Annotated in this window: 14 protein-coding genes and 1 tRNA gene; 11 read left to right on the top strand and 4 right to left on the bottom strand. The window is 46.0% G+C overall.

All coding sequences use genetic code 11. From position 1 onward, the window contains the following. Positions 1-77: 77 nt before the first annotated feature. From QUA36_RS04650 to QUA36_RS04630, 5 genes are all read left to right on the top strand, one after another. Positions 78-803, top strand: a complete 726-nt coding sequence (locus QUA36_RS04650) for a TVP38/TMEM64 family protein (protein WP_333455857.1) — start codon at positions 78-80, stop codon at positions 801-803. A 295-nt stretch (positions 804-1,098) separates the two neighbouring features. Continuing rightward, a complete protein-coding gene (locus tag QUA36_RS04645; RefSeq protein ID WP_333455855.1) occupies positions 1,099-3,657 on the top strand; it encodes an ATP-binding protein in 2,559 nt (852 codons plus the stop codon). A gap of 244 nt (positions 3,658-3,901) precedes the next feature. Continuing rightward, positions 3,902-4,801, top strand: a complete 900-nt coding sequence (locus tag QUA36_RS04640; RefSeq protein WP_333455853.1) for a methyltransferase domain-containing protein — start codon at positions 3,902-3,904, stop codon at positions 4,799-4,801. 150 nt (positions 4,802-4,951) lie between these two features. Beyond that, positions 4,952-5,680, top strand: coding sequence for an HAD family phosphatase (locus tag QUA36_RS04635; protein ID WP_333455852.1), 729 nt, complete (start codon positions 4,952-4,954; stop codon positions 5,678-5,680). A 120-nt stretch (positions 5,681-5,800) separates the two neighbouring features. After that, positions 5,801-5,873: transfer RNA gene (locus QUA36_RS04630), tRNA-Ala, on the top strand. A 31-nt stretch (positions 5,874-5,904) separates the two neighbouring features. Here the strand turns inward: QUA36_RS04630 and QUA36_RS04625 are convergent. Then, entirely contained in the window at positions 5,905-6,078 is a 174-nt protein-coding gene (locus tag QUA36_RS04625) for a hypothetical protein (RefSeq protein ID WP_333455850.1), read from the bottom strand. A gap of 334 nt (positions 6,079-6,412) precedes the next feature. On the opposite strand from QUA36_RS04625, the gene urtA reads away from it, so the two are divergent. From urtA to urtE, 6 genes are all read left to right on the top strand, one after another. Continuing rightward, a complete protein-coding gene (gene urtA / locus QUA36_RS04620; RefSeq protein ID WP_333455848.1) occupies positions 6,413-7,732 on the top strand; it encodes an urea ABC transporter substrate-binding protein in 1,320 nt (439 codons plus the stop codon). A gap of 376 nt (positions 7,733-8,108) precedes the next feature. Further along, entirely contained in the window at positions 8,109-9,263 is a 1,155-nt protein-coding gene (locus QUA36_RS04615) for an ABC transporter permease subunit (protein WP_333161213.1), read from the top strand. 27 nt (positions 9,264-9,290) lie between these two features. Next, positions 9,291-10,433, top strand: a complete 1,143-nt coding sequence (urtC, locus tag QUA36_RS04610; RefSeq protein WP_333455846.1) for an urea ABC transporter permease subunit UrtC — start codon at positions 9,291-9,293, stop codon at positions 10,431-10,433. Between the two features lie 190 nt (positions 10,434-10,623). Beyond that, positions 10,624-11,352 (top strand): TIGR00266 family protein, encoded by a 729-nt coding sequence (locus tag QUA36_RS04605; protein WP_333455844.1) that lies wholly within the window; start codon positions 10,624-10,626, stop codon positions 11,350-11,352. 129 nt (positions 11,353-11,481) lie between these two features. Further along, positions 11,482-12,228 carry an urea ABC transporter ATP-binding protein UrtD gene (urtD, locus tag QUA36_RS04600; protein WP_333455842.1) on the top strand — a complete coding sequence of 249 codons (747 nt, stop codon included), beginning with the start codon at positions 11,482-11,484 and terminating at the stop codon, positions 12,226-12,228. Between the two features lie 111 nt (positions 12,229-12,339). Next, entirely contained in the window at positions 12,340-13,038 is a 699-nt protein-coding gene (gene urtE / locus QUA36_RS04595) for an urea ABC transporter ATP-binding subunit UrtE (RefSeq protein ID WP_015175091.1), read from the top strand. A gap of 282 nt (positions 13,039-13,320) precedes the next feature. Here the strand turns inward: urtE and QUA36_RS04590 are convergent, their stop codons facing one another. From QUA36_RS04590 to QUA36_RS04580, 3 genes are all read right to left on the bottom strand, one after another. After that, positions 13,321-14,061, bottom strand: coding sequence for a pentapeptide repeat-containing protein (locus QUA36_RS04590; protein ID WP_333455840.1), 741 nt, complete (start codon positions 14,059-14,061; stop codon positions 13,321-13,323). A 66-nt stretch (positions 14,062-14,127) separates the two neighbouring features. Then, positions 14,128-14,604 carry a chemotaxis protein CheW gene (locus QUA36_RS04585; protein WP_333161208.1) on the bottom strand — a complete coding sequence of 159 codons (477 nt, stop codon included), beginning with the start codon at positions 14,602-14,604 and terminating at the stop codon, positions 14,128-14,130. A 200-nt stretch (positions 14,605-14,804) separates the two neighbouring features. After that, complete coding sequence (locus tag QUA36_RS04580; protein WP_333455838.1) at positions 14,805-17,666, bottom strand: hybrid sensor histidine kinase/response regulator; 2,862 nt, start codon at positions 17,664-17,666, stop codon at positions 14,805-14,807. Between the last annotated feature and the right edge of the window lie 226 nt (positions 17,667-17,892).

Here is a 17,892-nt window from a genome sequence, read left to right as displayed (position 1 = left end):
ATTCCCGATTCCCGATTCCCCATGCTTTTGGGCCCAATGCCCCATGCCCATATTATTGAGAATGGAGATTTTAAGCAATGAATGATTCGCGATCGCCCGGTGAAGATCCGCCGGCATCAAATAGGTGGAAACTGATTTTAGGGATTGGTTTAGCTGTGGCTTTAATTGCAGCGACTAGGTTTTTTAACTTCCAAGGAATTCTGACAAATGCCTTGGAGTCGATCGCGAGTCTCGGCCCGTGGGGCCCGGCAGCTTTTATTTTAATTTACATTGTCGCAACGGTTCTATTTATCCCCGGTTCTTTGCTGACTCTCGGTTCTGGCGTTTTGTTCGGAGTCGTTGGCGGTTCGGTTTGTGTTTCCATCGGCTCAGTTTTAGGCGCAACTTGCGCTTTTTTGGTAGGGCGGTATTTAACTCGCGACTGGGTTTCCAAACAGATAGAGGGCAATCAAAAATTTAAGGCGATCGACTCCGCAGTTGCTTCTGAAGGATGGAAAATTGTGCTGCTGACGCGACTTTCTCCCATTTTTCCGTTTAATTTGCTGAACTATGCTTTTGGAGTCACGCAGGTATCTTTAAAAGATTATTTTTTCGCATCTTGGATCGGCATGATTCCCGGAACAGTCATGTATGTTTATATCGGTTCCCTGGCTGGGAGTTTGGCTGCACTTGGATCTAGCGGGCGATCGCGCACTGCTGCTGAGTGGACTCTCTACGGCATTGGTTTGCTAGCAACGATCGCCCTCACCGTTTATGCAACCCGCTTGGCAAAAAAAGCTTTAGACGAAAAAATTTCCCCTTGAAACCACAGCACAAATTAGTAAAATTGTCAAGAGAGTTTTGCTCATACATTATAATACATTGGTAATCTAAAAAACTCCGTATTTTCTCTGTGTTATTTACAATTATTTTGTTATACAAACGAGATAGATGTTAAAGATATCGTAAAGCACAAACCTCAAATAGGTAAATCGAAGGTCGAAATATAAAATTGATGCCAAAATAGAAGGCGAGTGCCCAACCATAAGAAAAATTGTTTGCAATCCGGAATGTAAGTCATATTATTTTAAATTTTAGATTTTAGATTTTAGATTGCGAATGACTGATGACTACGAGGGTTTGAATCTTGGCTACAGTTGCATTCTTTTCTTAAATTGTCTCACTACTTGCCTGATATTAAATCTGCCGAATGACGAAGACCGTTTGATGAAGTTGACTCTGAGGGAACATTTGATGATGCAAAACCCAGCAAATCAAGCCGGATCTGTGTCTGCGCCGCCACACCAAGCAAAAAACCTGCACCACTTTTGGGACAACATCAGCAATTCTGCTCAATCGCAGTGGCAGCAAGCGCACAGTCTTTGGCAACACAGACGGCAGCGCCGCCATTTGCTGACCCTGCTAATTCTGGGCACCACCGCTTTAACCATTAGCACAACTGCTTGCATCAGCTATTTTTTCGTGCGCGGACTAATCCTTGATAATTTAAAGCAAATAGCACTATTAAAACTAGAAAAAGGCACCGATGAAATCGACCGCTGGCTAAGCAGCCGCAAAGCAGAAATAGAAACCATTGCTTACGATCCTACGGTTGGCACTCTCAATTGGCAATTAGTCGAACCCCGGTTGCAAGGAGAAATATACAGATTAAAAGAGTATTTCGTCCTGTCCTTAACTCAACGCGACGGCTTATTTATCAACACTTTAGGCAACCGCGCGAACAGCAAAGACCGCCAACACTTTCAAAAAGCAATGGCCGGACAGATCAACGTTTCCGACCCGCTGATCGGCCGCAGTACAAAAGTTTCTACAATTATTATTTCAGCTCCTATTTGGGCCTTGCCTCCCGCTCCCAATAAAGTAATTGGAGTCCTCTCAGGCAGCATTAAATTAGATCGAGTAACATCTGTCGCTAACAGCTTGCTGTACGGTTCCGATAGTTATGCTTTTGCTCTCAATTCACAAGGAGTGCCAATTGTTCATCCCAACAATAACTTAATCGGAAATATCGACCGGGAGGCCCCAAGCTTTTTACAGTCAAAAGACCCCGCACTCTCCACAATTGCGCGGCAAATGATCAACCGCCAGACGAACATCGAACTGGTAAAAATAGATAACAAATGGGTGTATGTGGCCTATGCTCCACTCAAGGAAGTTAACTGGTCGATGGCTTTAGTAATTCCCCGCGAAAATATTGAATCCCAACTGCAAGCATTAAATTTGCTGACATCCGTAGTCGCCGGACTGCTCATCCCGGCAATGCTAGCAGCCATTTGGCTAATTTACTCCTCCGAAAACAATCGCGCTCAAGCGGAGCGCGAAGCCATGCTCAACCGGATTGCTGGACGCATTCGCGCTTCCCTGGAATTAGATAAAATTGTGCAAAGTACAGTCGAAGAAATAGTAAGTTTGCTGCACCTAGAAGGGGCGGCTTTTGGTTGGTACAAACCGCAAGAAAAAACGTTACAAATCCTGTGGGAATGTTGCCCATCTCATTCTGCGACACAAGGCATAAAGTTTGAGTCTTACTTTCTCGAAAATGTGTTAGTACGGAGTGGTCAAGGCGAACCAATTATTCTTTCGAGCGACACTTGGGCGAAGGGTGTAACTCAACCGCCGGAACTTAAAGCTAATAGCTATTTAGCCGTACCTGTCCAGACTCAGAACCAGCCGCAGGGTTATTTAATTTGTAGCCACGCTACTCATTGGCTTTGGAGCCGGGAGGAAATTCAACTGTTAAAAGCTGTAGCAGACCAATTGGCGATCGCAATTACTCAAGCTCACCTTTACAGTCAAACCCAAGACCAAGTAAAGCTGCTTAATAGTGCCTTAAATGAACTGAAAAAAACTCAAACTCATTTAGTGCAGAGCGAAAAAATGTCATCCCTAGGTCAAATGGTGGCTGGAATAGCGCACGAAATCAACAACCCCGTTAACTTCATTTCGGCTAATTTGCCTCACACTAGCAAATATACTAAAGATTTATTAGAATTGGTGAGTTTATACAAAGAAGCCTTCCCAGAGGTTCCCCAGGAAATCGCAGATTTTAGCGAAGAAATCGAGTTAGAATTTATCGAGGAAGATTTGCCGCATATATTGAATTCTATGAAAATAGGAACCGAACGCATTCGCAGCATAGTTCTTTCTTTGCGAAACTTTTCTCGCCTGGATGAATCTGACAAAAAGCTGGCGGACATTCACGAAGGTATAGAAAATACCTTGCTGCTGCTATCTAACCGGATCAAAAATAGAATTTATATAGTCAAGAAATACGGAAAAGTGCCTTCAGTCGAGTGCTATCCTTCTCAGCTCAATCAGGTATTTATGAACTTGCTGAGTAATGCGATCGATGCTTTGAACGAGATCGATCGCCTGGATAAAATTATTACTATTTCCACAGGAGTAGTTCGCGAACATGGCGGTAAATTTCTGAAAGTGGCGATCGCCGACAACGGCCCCGGCATCCCCGATAGCGTTAAAGACCAAATTTTTAACCCATTTTTTACTACTAAAGAGGTGGGCAAAGGCACGGGTTTGGGGTTAGCAATTAGCTACAAAATTGTAGTAGATGGACATGGCGGCAGCATCAAAATTTCTCAACCTCCGGGCGGGGGTACGGAGTGTTTGGTAAAAATTCCTATTACTAACGGAAAGTAATACGATTTGAGATTTGAGATTTGAGATTTGAGATTGGGGAATGACTGATGAAATAAGAGTTTAGAGCGGGTCTATAGTTGCATTTTTTAAACTCGTATAAGCAGGAAGTGGGAAAGGAAGCCCACGGATTTTGTAACGGAGGTAATGGATAGAGGGAAGAGGGAAGAGAGGCTCAACACTTTTAATTAATGCTAAATTTACGGCCGTTGGCTAAAATTAGAAGAGTTTTTGTTAAAGGTGTTTTATGGCTGTTGGCAAGGATACAATTTTCGAGCGCTTTTTGTCGCCCCTGATTCGACTGGCGATCGACGAACAAGCACTGAAACGACTCTACGAAGGTATCGACTGGGAAACAGCGGGCGATCGCTACCGACAACCCGACTTAGTTTATCCCGAATATTACAGCAGCCAAAACTTTCACGGCATTAAACGCGGCTACCTAAACCCCAGTGCCGCCGTTTCCTACGATCCAATCACGCAATATGTTTTGCCTCCCCACGAAACAGTCGTCAGGCAAGGCTTAATTGACGCTGTGCGGGTGAAACCGCGCCGAATTATCGATTTGGGATGTGGTACTGGTTCGACAACCCTCATGCTCAAGCAAGCCTTTCCCGAAGCGGAAGTTGTCGGCTTGGACTTGTCGCCTTATATGCTGGTAGTTGCCGACATGAAAGCGCAAAAAGCCGACTTAAATATCCAATGGTTACACGGAAATGCCGAAAGCGTTGCTTTTGGCGATGCCAGCTTCGATTTAGTCGCAGCTTCCTTGCTGTTTCACGAGACGCCGCCTGCTGTATCGCGGGCAATTTTGCGAGAAAGCTTCCGACTGCTGAAGGTTGGGGGACAAGTGGCAATTTTGGACGGAAACCAAAAAACTTTGCGGCAGACACAGTGGCTGACTGATATCTTTGAGGAGCCTTATATTAAGTCTTACGCGGCTGGCAGCCTCGATGCTTGGGCGGGGGCGGCTGGATTTGCGGCGGTGCAAACTCACGAACACTGGTGGACTAATCAGGTGACGCAGGGCGTGAAACCTTTGCCGGGGGAAGATTTGGAGCAGGCAAAGGTGGCGAGGGGGTGGAATTGGGGCGATCGAACTCCTGATTTTGATGGCGATTTACCAGGCATTCCAGCTCCCGCTTGATGTATTGTTGAGGTGTATTTTTCGCCCTTTGGGGGCGGGTTTTATAGATGGTTAGTTTTAGGTTGAGATGGTTGGTAAAACCCGCCCCTACTAACTTGCTAATGACTGATGATTAATGACTAATGACTAATGACTACTGACTAATGACTAATGACTCTAAAAGCAGTTTTATTTGATTTTAATGGTGTGATTGTTAATGACGAGCCGATTCACGAGAAAATAATCGATCGATTGATGCTCGATGAAAATCTCCAGCTCAAACGTGGGGAGGTTCGAGAAGTTTGTTTAGGAAGGAGCAATCGCGCTTGCATTACCGCACTGCTAGAGCGCCGGGGACGATATCTAACAGAAACATATCTCGATCGGCTGCTGCGGCGCAAGGCCGAAGCTTACAAAGCTCAAATAGATACTTTGGAGAAACTGCCGATTTATCCGGGTTTGGCAGAATTTATTGACAAAATTCGGGTTGCCGGACTGAAAATGGCCGTAGTTAGCGGGGCCATGCGATCGGATATAGAATTGGTGTTAGATCGGGCCGGTTTGGCAGCAAACTTTGAGTTAATTGTCGCAGGCGACGACTTGACGGAGAGCAAACCAGCACCCGACGGCTATCTATTGGCTGTGGAACTTCTCAACCAGAAATATCCCGACTTTAACCTGCAACCGATCGAGTGTTTGGCGATAGAAGATACTTTTGCGGGGATTGAAGCGGCGAAAAAAGCGGGGATTCAGGTTGCGGGTGTGACTCACACTTACCCGTTTCACATGATCCAGCGCCAAGCTAATTGGACGGTGGACTATTTTGCTGATTTAGAGTTGGATAGAGTGGCGGCACTTTGCTCGATCGCTCCCACTGACTCGGCTGCCGAAAAAACTTGACCTTTTTAGCAGTTACGTGCTAGTGTAGGTGACGGTCTGCGAACGTGAGAGCAAGCAAGACCTGTAAACCTTTTAGATCCGGCAATCCGGCATCTAAAATGCTAAATTAAAACTCAATCAGGGGAATTAGCTCAGTTGGTAGAGCGCTGCGATCGCACCGCAGAGGCCAGCGGTTCGAGTCCGCTATTCTCCATAAATCAAGGGCATTTCTACAGGTGACGATCTCACTTCGCTTTGAGCTCAAAGCGAAGTGCGATCGTCACCTGCTTTGATACTCGCCTATGAGTGTGCGATCGACCCGGTTGCTGCCTAAGTTTTAGCATCAATAACCTGTGGAGAGCGAGAAACCCGCTTTCTATTTTGTGCGATCGACCCGGTTGCTGCCTAACTGGTAGCATCAATAAGATAATTTATGTAAAGAAACCCGGTTTCTAATTACACACTAATTACTGAAAAGACGTATTTTGGTGTCTAAACCAGGTTTCAGAATAGAATGCAACGGTAGGTAAACTCCAAAGCCTTATGTCATCAGTCAATCTTAAATCTAAAATGGTATCCGCCCACTTTTTGCAGCAGTAGCCATCAATCCCCAGAAAAGCTTCATTTTGTTAACATATCATAATTTTTGTATCTAAAAATACAACAGTATTCTGAAGCGAGTCTTAATATCAAGTCGCTATGTGTTATTATTCTCAATCATCTGACTCATCTATTCAAGAGTAACAAGAAAAAATGACAAAGCGATTCGATAGACGGAAATTTCTTTTATACGGTTCTGCTACCCTCACATCAAGTTTATTTCTAAAAGCTTGTAGAACTCCCACTCCAACAGGAACTCCCGCCGCTTCTCCCACATCAACAGGAACTACACCAGCCGCAGCCGGGGGCGGAAACACAATCAAAGTAGGAATTTTGCATTCCTTGAGCGGCACGATGTCAATCAGCGAAAAAAGCGTTGTTGATGCCGAACAATTAGCGATCGAAGAAATTAATAAAGCTGGTGGTGTCCTCGGAAAACAAATCGAAGCAGTCATAGAAGATGGCAACTCAGACTGGCCGACTTTTGCCGAAAAAGCCAAAAAATTGATCGACCAAGATAGAGTTGTCACCGTCTTCGGGTGCTGGACTTCTGCTAGTCGTAAAGCAGTATTACCGGTATTTGAAGAAAAAAATCATATGCTCTGGTATCCCGTACAATACGAGGGTCAAGAGTGTTCCAAGAACATCTTTTATACTGGGGCGGCGCCGAACCAGCAAATCGAACCAGCAGTTGACTGGCTGCTAGAAAATAAAGGCAAAAAATTCTTCTTAGTCGGGTCGGACTACGTTTTCCCCCGCACGGCAAATACCATTATCAAGGCACAGCTAGCAGCCAAAGGGGGCGAATTAGTTGGGGAAGATTACATTCCTTTGGGCGGGACAGAAGTCACGCCAATTATTAGTAAAATTAAGGCTGCTTTACCAGACGGCGGCGTCATTTTCAATTCCCTCAACGGCGACAGCAACGTAGCATTTTTCAAACAGTTGCAGGGTGCAGGTTTGGGGCCAGACAAATATCCGTCAATGTCGGTCAGTATTGCGGAAGAAGAAGTAAAGGCGATCGGCGTAGAATATCTTAAAGGCCATTATGCCGCCTGGAATTACTTCATGACTGTAGAATCTCCGGCCAATACAAAATTTGTGGAAGCTTTCAAGGCAAAATACGGCAAAGATAGAGTGACCAATGACCCGATGGAAGCAGCTTATATCATGGTTTACCTGTGGAAGCAAGCCGTCGAAAAAGCAGGGACAGCCGACGATTTAGAAAAAGTGCGGGCAGCAGCTTTGGGTCAAACCTTTGACGCGCCGGAGGGCAAAGTTACGATGGAAAACAACCACCACATCTCTAAATTTGTGCGCTTGGGCGAAGTGAGAGAAGACGGTTTGTTTAACATCGCTTATGCTACACCAGAAGCAGTGAAGCCGGTGCCTTGGAATCAATTTGTCGCTGAAACAAAAGGCTTTGCTTGCGATTGGTCAGACCCCGCAAAAGGTGGCAAATTCAAAGCTTGATAAGTAGGTAATGCCAATTTTGTTCAGGTTGGCAACGTATCTTCGATTGCCCCTAGGGCGTGTCTTTAAACCCGGAGATCCCCCCCAGCCCCCCTTAATAAGGGGGGAGTAAGAGCATTCTTTCGTCAATCCCTACTCCCTTAATCAGGGGGAACTGGACTCTTCAAAGTCAACCCCTACTCCCCTTAATAAGGGGGAACTGGACTCTGCAAAGTCAACCCCTACTCCCCTTATTAAGGGGAATTTAGGGGGATCGAGACTCGGCTACAAGCGAGATATACAGAGAGTTTTAGTTCTAAGTTGGCACTAATGGGGTAAAACCAGCCCCTAATTATCCGCGAACAAACTTAACCGACTTGATGCAGGAGGAACAAAATTGGCGATATTAGATGGTTTATTTAACGGCATTAGCATCGGCGCAGTTTTACTAATTGCAGCCCTGGGATTAGCAATTATTTTCGGGCTGATGGGCGTGATTAATATGGCTCATGGCGAGTTGATGATGCTGGGGGCTTATACAACTTTCGTGGTGCAAAATGTCTTCAAAGGTATGGGAGGATTTGCTTTTGAAACCTATATTTTATTTGCGATTCCCCTAGCTTTTTTAGTAGCTGCATTGGTAGGATTGATTCTCGAACGCGGAGTGATTCGCTATCTTTACGGGCGGCCGCTAGAAACTTTGCTAGCAACTTGGGGCGTAAGTTTAATTTTGCAGCAGTTTGTCCGCAGCGTTAGTTGGGTTCTGGTAATTGGGATTGCGGTGTTTTGTTTGCTGTTTTTTGGCGGTTTGCGGTTGCTGAAATCTCGCCTGGATTTCGATCGCATTCGCAGCAAAGTTATCGCCATAATTTTGCCTTTATCTTTGGGTATTTCCTGGGCGGTGAGCGCCTTTTTAGGGCAAACTTACAAACTGGCAGTAACTCAACCTTGGTTTGGTGCTCAAAATGTGGATGTAACTGCACCGAAATGGTTGCGGGGTGGCATACCGCTGGGCAATTTTCAGTTGCCCTACGCCCGAATTTTTATTATTGTGCTGACAGCAATTTGTTTGGCGGGAATTTACCTATTTTTGCAAAAGTCTGTGTGGGGATTACGGATTAGATCCGTGACACAAAATCGCAGCATGAGTGCGTGTTTGGGAATTCCTACCGAACAAGTAGACGCGCTGACTTTTGCTTTGGGTTCGGGGTTGGCAGGTGTCGCTGGGTGCGCTATTAGTTTGATTGGTTCGGTAGGCTCAAATACCGGACAAAATTATATAGTCGATACGTTTATGGTGGTGGTTGTGGGCGGTGTCGGCAAAATTGTGGGGAGTGTTGTTGCTGCGATCGCGATCGGCACTGCAAATTACCTGATCGGTTCGGGAACCTTAGCATTAATGTTCGCTCCTATCAAGCCTTTAGCCGACTTCTTCACATTTTTCGCCACAACCAGCATGGCAAAAGTAATGGTATTCGCCTTAATTATGGCTTTTCTGCAAGTGAAGCCGGGAGGGATTTTCCCGCAAAAAGGGCGGACGGTAGAAAATTAAAAATTACAACTGCGAGTGTAGCGAAAAATGCAGAAAAAACATCAAAAAGCCTGGCTAAAAGAAGCGGCAATTGTCAGCGCGATCGCCCTCACATTCATATTACTCATCCCAGGAATACTCCCCGACGTTCGGCTCAATCAATTGGGGCGATTTTTAGCACTAGCAATTGCAGCCCTCGGCATAGACTTGATTTGGGGATACACGGGTTTGCTTAGTTTAGGGCATGGGGTGTTTTTTGCGATCGGCGGCTACGCTTTCGCCATGCACCTAAAATTGCAAATTCCCCCAACCGCCAGCAGTCAATTGCCAGAATTTATGAACCTCTACGGCGTTACCGAACTCCCCTGGTTTTGGCAACCATTTTATTCATTTCCCTTTTCAGCATTAGCAATAGTTCTCATCCCCGCCATCTTGGGCGCACTTTTAGGTTATTTAGTATTCCGCAATCGAATTCGAGGCGTTTACTTTTCAATTCTTACCCAAGCAGCAACCATTGTATTTTTCAACTTCTTTAACGGTCAGCAAAAACTGATTAACGGAACTAACGGACTCACCGACTTTAAAACCTTGTTCGGAGCCACAGTAAATGACCGAGATACTCAATATATTTTCTACATTCTCACCATACTATTTCTAGCAGCAAGTTACGCCCTCTGCCGATGGCTGACCAGCGGGCGTTTCGGCCGCCTGTTAGTAGCAATTCGCGACGACGAAGTGCGCCTACGTTTCTCAGGTTACAATCCCACAGGATATAAAGTTTTAGTCTTTGCAATTTCTGCCGGTTTAGCCGGGATTGCAGGCGCATTATTTACCGTACAAACCGGAATCATTTCGCCAAAAGCAATGGATATTGCCTTTTCAATTGAAATGGTAATCTGGGTCGCAGTGGGAGGTCGCGCCACATTATCAGGAGCAATATTGGGAACACTGCTAGTCAACTTCGGTAAAAGTTTCTTGAGCGAACAATTCCCCGAAGTTTGGCTGTTTTTCCAAGGTGCGCTATTCCTCATAGTAGTGACAGTGCTGCCCGACGGCTTAGTTGGATGGCTGCAACATCAAGGTTTCGACCAAATCCGCAGCTTGTTCAGAAGACCGAAGTACGCATCTACTTACCCCAGCCTAGAACAAGACCCCCAAGTGCAGCTCGAAAAAGAAGAACTTGAACACTGAGTGTAAAAATATCATGTAATTTATAAGTAGGCTGACATCAATAAATGTCACGTACAACAGACAAACAAAGCAATCGCAATAGACTTGGCAAACGCTGCGTTTATCTCTGTCTCAGGAAACGTAATATATATGTCCACCTACTTAGATATCCGTAGCAAGTAGCTTCGTTCTGTAACTTGAGGAGCAACATATGGCAGATATTATTGACTACAAAATCTACGGCGACGATTTGCAACTCATCGAGATTGAACTCGACCCCAAAGAAGGCGTCAGGGCTGAAGCTGGAACCATGACATACATGGAAGGCGACATCCAAATGCAAACATCCACAGGCGGGGGCTTATTTCAAGGTTTCAAACGGATGCTGACAGGAGCGGGTTTTTTCATTACTACCTTTGTCAACGCCGGAAATCGTAAGGCCAGGGTCGCTTTTGCCGCCCCTTATCCGGGTAAAGTAATTCCCCTAGATTTAAGCCAACTTGGCGGTAAATTTTTGTGTCAAAAAGACTCATTTCTCTGTGCGGCAAATGGCATTGAAATTGAGGTAGCTTTCACCAAGCGACTAGGTGCCGGTTTCTTTGGCGGAGAAGGTTTTATTCTGCAAAAATTGCAGGGTGACGGGCTAGCTTTTGTTCATGCGGGAGGAACAATAGTTGAGAAAAATTTGGGAGTTGGCGAAGTGTTGCGAGCGGACACTGGTTGTTTGGTAGCTTTTGCGCCGACTGTAGATTACGATATTCAGTTTGTTGGCGGGTTTAAAAATGCTCTATTTGGCGGCGAAGGCTTGTTTTTAGTCAAGCTAACCGGGCCTGGAAAAGTGTATTTGCAAAGTCTGCCGCTCTCGAAGTTAGCTGAGCGAATTATGGCTGCTGCTCCACCTCCCATGTCGAGCAGTTCTAGCAGTTTTAGTGTAGAGTAAACAGCCGGGAAGAAGGAGAAATTATGGTGCCACAAAAGGCGAGAAAATCTGCGTAATAAGGGATGATATTTGCGCTTAGCACCTACAAGGGGTATCGGTTGTTGTCCATTAGTGACTTAATTGCTAATCATGAATAAAAAAGTCTTAGAAATCGAAAACTTGACTGTTAGTTTTGATGGTTTTAAAGCCATCAACGGTTTAAATTTTAGCATGGATGCGGGCGAACTGCGCGTTATCATTGGCCCTAACGGTGCGGGGAAAACAACTTTTCTCGATTCAATTACCGGGAAGGTGCAGCCGACAGAGGGCAGGGTGTTATTTAAGGGACAAAATTTACGCAAGTTGTCGGAAGATAGGATTTCGCGCTTGGGAATTGGTCGCAAGTTTCAGACGCCGCGAGTTTACTTGAATTTAACGCCACGCGAAAATTTGGAATTGTCTTGCAGCCGCCATAAAAATGTTTTTTCGACTTTGTTCAAGCCTGCTTCGGCTGCTGAAAAACGCACGGTTGCGGGTTTGTTAGAAACAATTGGTTTAGTTGCTAAAGCGGATATTTCGGCGGGTTTGCTTTCTCACGGGGAAAAGCAATGGTTGGAAATTGGAATGTTGGTGGCTCAATCTCCTGATTTGTTGTTGGTAGATGAACCTGTGGCGGGTTTGACGGATGAGGAAACGATGTTAACTGGAGAGTTGCTAATTTCGCTGGCCGAAAGTCATTCGGTGTTGGTAATTGAACACGATATGGAGTTTGTGCGGCAAATTGCGCGGCAGGTGACGGTGTTGCATCAGGGTGCGGTTTTGTGTGAGGGGACTATGGATGAGGTGCAAAATGACGATCGAGTAATTGAGGTATATTTGGGGAAACCAGAAGAGTAAGAAGTCATTATTCATTAGTCATTAGTCATTAGTCATTATTCATTAGTCATTAGTCATTAGTTATTCAGTCAACAGTCAACAGTCAACAGTCAACAGTCAACAGTCAACAATATGCTACAAGTCTCTAATTTGAATGTTTATTACGGCGAAAGTCACATTTTGCGCGATGTCGATTTAAGCGTCATGGCGGGCCAAATGGTTTGCTTAATCGGCCGCAATGGTGTGGGCAAAACTACTATGCTAAAAACGATTATGGGGTTGCTGCAACCGCGCAGTGGCACTATTGCTTTTGGCGGAGAATCTATTGCTTCTAAGTTGACTCACCAGCGGGCTAGATTAGGCATTGGTTATGTGCCTCAAGGGCGTGAAATTATTCCACGTTTGACGGTTAAAGAAAATTTATTGTTAGGTTTGGAAGCGAAACCAACCAAAATCAAAAATCCTGAAGTTCCTGATGAAATTTTTGATTTATTTCCTGTTTTGAAAACTATGCTCGATCGCCTGGGAGGTGATTTGAGCGGGGGACAGCAGCAGCAGTTAGCTATTGCTAGGGCTTTGATGGGTGAGCCGCAGTTGCTGGTTTTGGATGAACCTACGGAAGGGATTCAACCATCGATTATTTTAGACATAGAAGCTGCGGTGCGCCGTGTGGTTGCGACTAGGGGAATTTCTGTTTTGTTGGTGGAGCAACATTTGCATTTTGTGCGGCAGGCTGACTGGTATTATGCTATGCAAAAAGGCGGGATTGTGGCTTCTGGAAGCACTAGCGAGTTAAGTGATGAGGTGATTCAGAGGTTTTTGGCGGTTTGATTCAGAAGGAAGTTCGGCAACGGATTCTGTAACGGATGTAACGGATGTAACGGATGTAACGGATGGAAGGAAGAGGGAAGAGGGAAGAAGGAAGACGGAAGAGGGAAGCTGGAAACGAGGAAACGAGGAAACGAGGAAACGAGGCAGAGCCTCTAGATATTTATTCCCAGGCAGAGCCTGGGAACAAGGAGGCAGAGCCTGGGAAAAAGGCATTCCGTTCGGGCACCATCCCCACTTTGTTGGACAAGAAGCGATTTCAATCGCGCCGGAAACGAGACTATATTATTGATTTTTTCTGCCGTCTGGCATTGTGGTGCCGGCCATACTTGCTCGATCGATACTAGCGCCATCTATATTAGCATTGCGGAGGTTGGCATCGGAAAGATTGGCATCTCTCAAGTCGGAAAATCGCAGGTCTGCACCGTCTAGATTTGTCTTTGTTAAGTTAGCTTTTCTGAGGTTAGCGTTGCTGATTCTCGCTCCTACTAATTCGGCTCCGCTTAAGTTTGTGCGAGCTAAATTGGTGTTGACAAAATCTGATATCTCGAAGCGACTACCGCTGAGGTTGGCATCTGATAAATCTGCTCCTGTAAGGATGGGATTTTTTAAGTTAAGGTTAACTAATTTTACGGCTCGGAGGTCGCAGCGGGAGCAGCTTTGAGTTAGCAGCAGCGTTTCGACGTTGGCGTTGATTTGGTCGATTTGTTGCTGGGAGAAATTTTCGGCAAATTCTGGGGAGACGTAGCCGAGGTTTTTGGGGTCGGCTGGTTTTGGTTGGGGTGTTTGGATTGGGGGTGTTTGGATTTGTTGGGGTGTTTGAATTTGTTGGGGTGTTTGTGGTTGGGGTGTTGGGATTGGTTGGGGTGTTGGGATTGTTTGGGGTGTGGGGATTGGTTGGGGTGTTGGGATTGGTTGGGGTGTTTCTATTTGCCCGATCGCACTTAGTTGCAGCCCCACCTTCGGCAAATCGAGAGTTGCTGCAAAAATTAGTAGGGCGATCGACATTATTGTGAGTTTTTTCATAAATCAATAACTTTTTGTTTGCAAAAATACCATTTATATGGTATAATACCTCGAAAAGTGAACACCCTACATTTCGCTAAATAAATCAAAATTCAAATAAAAAACTTCGGAACCATCAGGTGCGCGAATTAACTTTTCTATTACCGGAGGCAGTTGCTGTTGACGGTACAATTCGGGAATCTCGCAGAAGCTTTCTTCGGTAATTTCCAAAATTTTTGGCATATCAGGAAGGGGAATCCCCAACCGATCGCTTTTATTTAAGGTACAAATAATCAGGTATTTGCAGTCAGCCATGCTCGGACTGCTGGGAAATATTTTGGATAAATTAATTATGGTAATCAGTTCTTCTTGATGCCGCAGTAAACTATTACCGTTAGGTAAAGTGCCGTAGGCATTAAAGTTTTTAACAATGCGCTCCACTCGTTCTATAGGAACAGCATAGTAAATATTTCCAAGTTCAAAAGAAACAAATTTTTTAGGGGCAATTCTAACAGTGGCTTGTTTCTTGCTCCGAAAGCGGCGATTGTAATTGGCGTGAGTCATTCGATTTTAGATTTTAGATTTTAGATTGAAGAATTATTTGATTGAATATTGAAGATTATTTGATTGAAAATTGAAAAGTATTGGATTTTAGTAGTGATTCTGCTGCGTAGCTTCCCACTCTAATTCGCGGGTGGAATTATTTTTAGCCTAAGTTTTGTTGGAGATTAGGGATTATTTGATGAAAAATTTGAGATTGTCGATTAAATTATTGATTGGTGGATTAATTTGGGGATAGCTTGTAAAAGTTGGGCTTCGCTGTAAGGTTTCGTGAAATATTGATTTGCGCCTAATTCCATTGCCATTTGCCGATGTTTTGCCCCGCTACGGGATGTCAGCATAGCTACAGGAATCTTAGCAAACCGCTCAGTCGATCTGATCGATCGCAACAATTCAAATCCATCCATCCGGGGCATTTCAATATCCACGATCGCCAAACTGCAATTAAGACCATTTTGCAACTTTTCCAGGGCATCCACGCCGTCTTTCGCCTGTACCACCCGGTAGCGAGCACGAGTCAGCGTCAGAGACAGCAACTGGCGAATTGTATAGGAATCATCCACTACCAAAATCTGCGGTGACTGACTCGAACTCGCCGGTATCTCCTGCACTTTACCGGAGATAGCGGCGATCGAACTATTTACCACAGGTTGACCCACCAAATCGTCCACATCCAGAATATTCACCACGCGCCCGTCCCCCAAAATCGTAGTCCCCAAAACGCCACGAGGCTTGGATAGAGGCGGTGGCAAAGGTTTAACCACAATTTCCTGCTGACCGATCAGCCGTTCCACGGCCACCGCCAGCATTCCTTCAGTAGAAGCCAAAACCAGGACAGGAATTTCGTCTTGGGTCAAAGGGTCAGGAGAGGGGGCATCCGGCGGGAGGACGCTGTATTCTAGCAAATCTTGCATTCTCACCAAACGAATAAATTCCTCCCGCCACCACAGCATCGGCTGATTGCCAGCAAGGTGAACTTCCGAGGCTTTAATGTGCAGAATTTCCTCGACTGCATCCAGCGGCACCGCTATTTTATTGTGATCGGTCTTCACCATCAAAGCATCAGTAATCGACAGCAGCAGTGGCAGTTTAATGATAAAACTGGTACCTTTTCCCAGGCGAGAGTCTACCTTCACAGTCCCCCGCACAGTCCGCAAATTTGTTCGCACCACGTCGAGCCCGACTCCGCGCCCCGAAAGGTCGCTGACGCCTTCTGTAGTGCTGAAACCCGGCCAAAACAGAAAATCGTAGAGTTCGGCAATGGAAAATTCTTGAGCTTGTTCCTCCGTCGCCAAACCCTTTGTGACAACTTTACGGCGAATGATTTCCGGGTCAATGCCTTTGCCGTCATCGGCGACAGTAATAATAGTTTGGCCGCCTTGGTGGCGGGCTTCTATTTCTATTTGACCGCTGGCCGGCTTGCCGCTTGCTTGCCGAACTTCGGGCATTTCGATGCCGTGGTCGAAAGCGTTTCTCACTAAGTGTATTAAGGGGTCGCGCAAAGCATCGAGCAAACTTTCGTCAATTTTGGTATCTCTTCCCACTAGCAGCAGGTTGACATCTTTATCATATGTGAGGCACATCTCCCGCAGCGCTCTGGGCAAGTGATCGACGGCGCGACTGAAACTCACGACTCGCAACTGCATAACGCGGCTGCGTAGTTGTTCGGTAATGCGGCGCAGTTGGTCGGTACTGCGCTCGAATTTTATGGCTAAGGTGTCTAATTTGGTGGCGGAGTGAGAAATTGCTTGGGCAGTTTCGATGACTTCTGCGGCTGTCGAGTGGAACTCTGTATAACGATCCATCTCTAAGATATCGAAGTGAGCATGAACCGGAGAGGATTTGCCGTTAGCAATCATGGGGAATTCTGTTTCTACTGCTGCAACTTTTCCCAATCCAGAGCTCCCGTTTCCCCCTCTCCACTCTGCAAAGCTCAGTCTGTCGTATTCTTCTCGCAACTGACCGCCGAATTGGCTTAAATCTACGATATTGCGGCGGATGCGCTTGACTTCGCCGCGCAGTTCGGATTCTTGAAGTTCTAAATTTGTACGGTTGATGACTAATTCCCCGACTAGATTCACCAATTCAGTTAAGCGTTCTAAGTCTACCCGGATTGTCGGCCTTTGCGGGTTGGCGACTGGGAGAGTCGGGGAGGGGGAGATTTCGGGGAGAGGGGGAGTGGGGGAGAGTGGGAGAGTGGGAGAGGGGGAGATTTCGGGGGGAGTCGGAGAGGGGGAGAGTGGAAGAGGGGGAGAGGGGGAGTGGGGGGGAGTGGGGGAGATTTCGGGGATTTCGATCGCCCTTCCTTCCAATATTTGTTGGCGTGCGGTTTGCAAGTTTTGGGCGATCGCCCAACCCTCGGATTGCAACCGTTGTAGAGTCAAGTCAGGAGACTCGATCAAAGTGCTGAGGGCTGCGGCGACTTTCCCAAAATCCGGCAATTGCAGCATTCCAGCCAAACCGGAGAGTTGGTAGTAAACCTGCTTGAGGGTGGTGACGCTTGTTGTCAAATCTGCCTCGGAAGCTTGGGAAAGCTCGGTTTCTAGGCGATTGAAGAGTGGCGGCACTTGCTGTTCAAAAATCAGTTTCAGGGTTTCCGGGGCGGACGATTGGCTGGCTGCGGGGACTGGCGGCTGTTCTGACTTGCCGTACTTAGCCTGGAACTGGGCGAAAATTTGGGCGATCGCCTCCAAGTTTTCCGTTTGATCCGGAGTTGTGACATCGGAGTGTTGAACTGATTCGATCGTAATCTTTTTGAGAGCATCCACCCCCTGCAGCAAAACACTCACAGTAGTCGGTTCCAGGGCCGACAAGTCTGTGCGATCGCGCAAAATGACAAAACAGTCCTCCAGCGTGTGAGCCGCCGCCGATACGTTTTGAAAGCCCAACATCGAACCCGCACCTTTAATCGAGTGCGCCGCCCGAAACATTTCTTTAACTGCCGCTTGTCGCTCTTTCAAACCCGCAGCTTCCATCGCCAGCAGATTCGTCTCCATTGACTGCAGAAATTCTTCGCATTCTGCGGTAAAAGCATCTATTAATTCGTTTAAATCGTCATCATTCATATTAGTTTGTTGTCTGTTGTCTGTTGACTGTTGACTGTTGGCAGTTAACAGTTGTCTGTGGGCAGTTTTTTTTATATATGTACCCCGTTATTTAACTGTAATTGTTGTCAGGGTGGGTTCACGATTATCTATAAATTCGCATTCAGGATATTCGTCAACTCGCCCCGGCAACAACGATAGTTATTAGTGATTCGTATAACTGTCAACTGTCAATTGTCAACTGTTA

Origin of the sequence: Microcoleus sp. Pol10D4 (assembly GCF_036701555.1) — a bacterium.
Taxonomy (GTDB): domain Bacteria; phylum Cyanobacteriota; class Cyanobacteriia; order Cyanobacteriales; family Microcoleaceae; genus Microcoleus.
The sequence above is the reverse complement of the archived record's forward strand: the minus strand, read 5'-3'. Positions and strand labels throughout refer to the sequence as shown.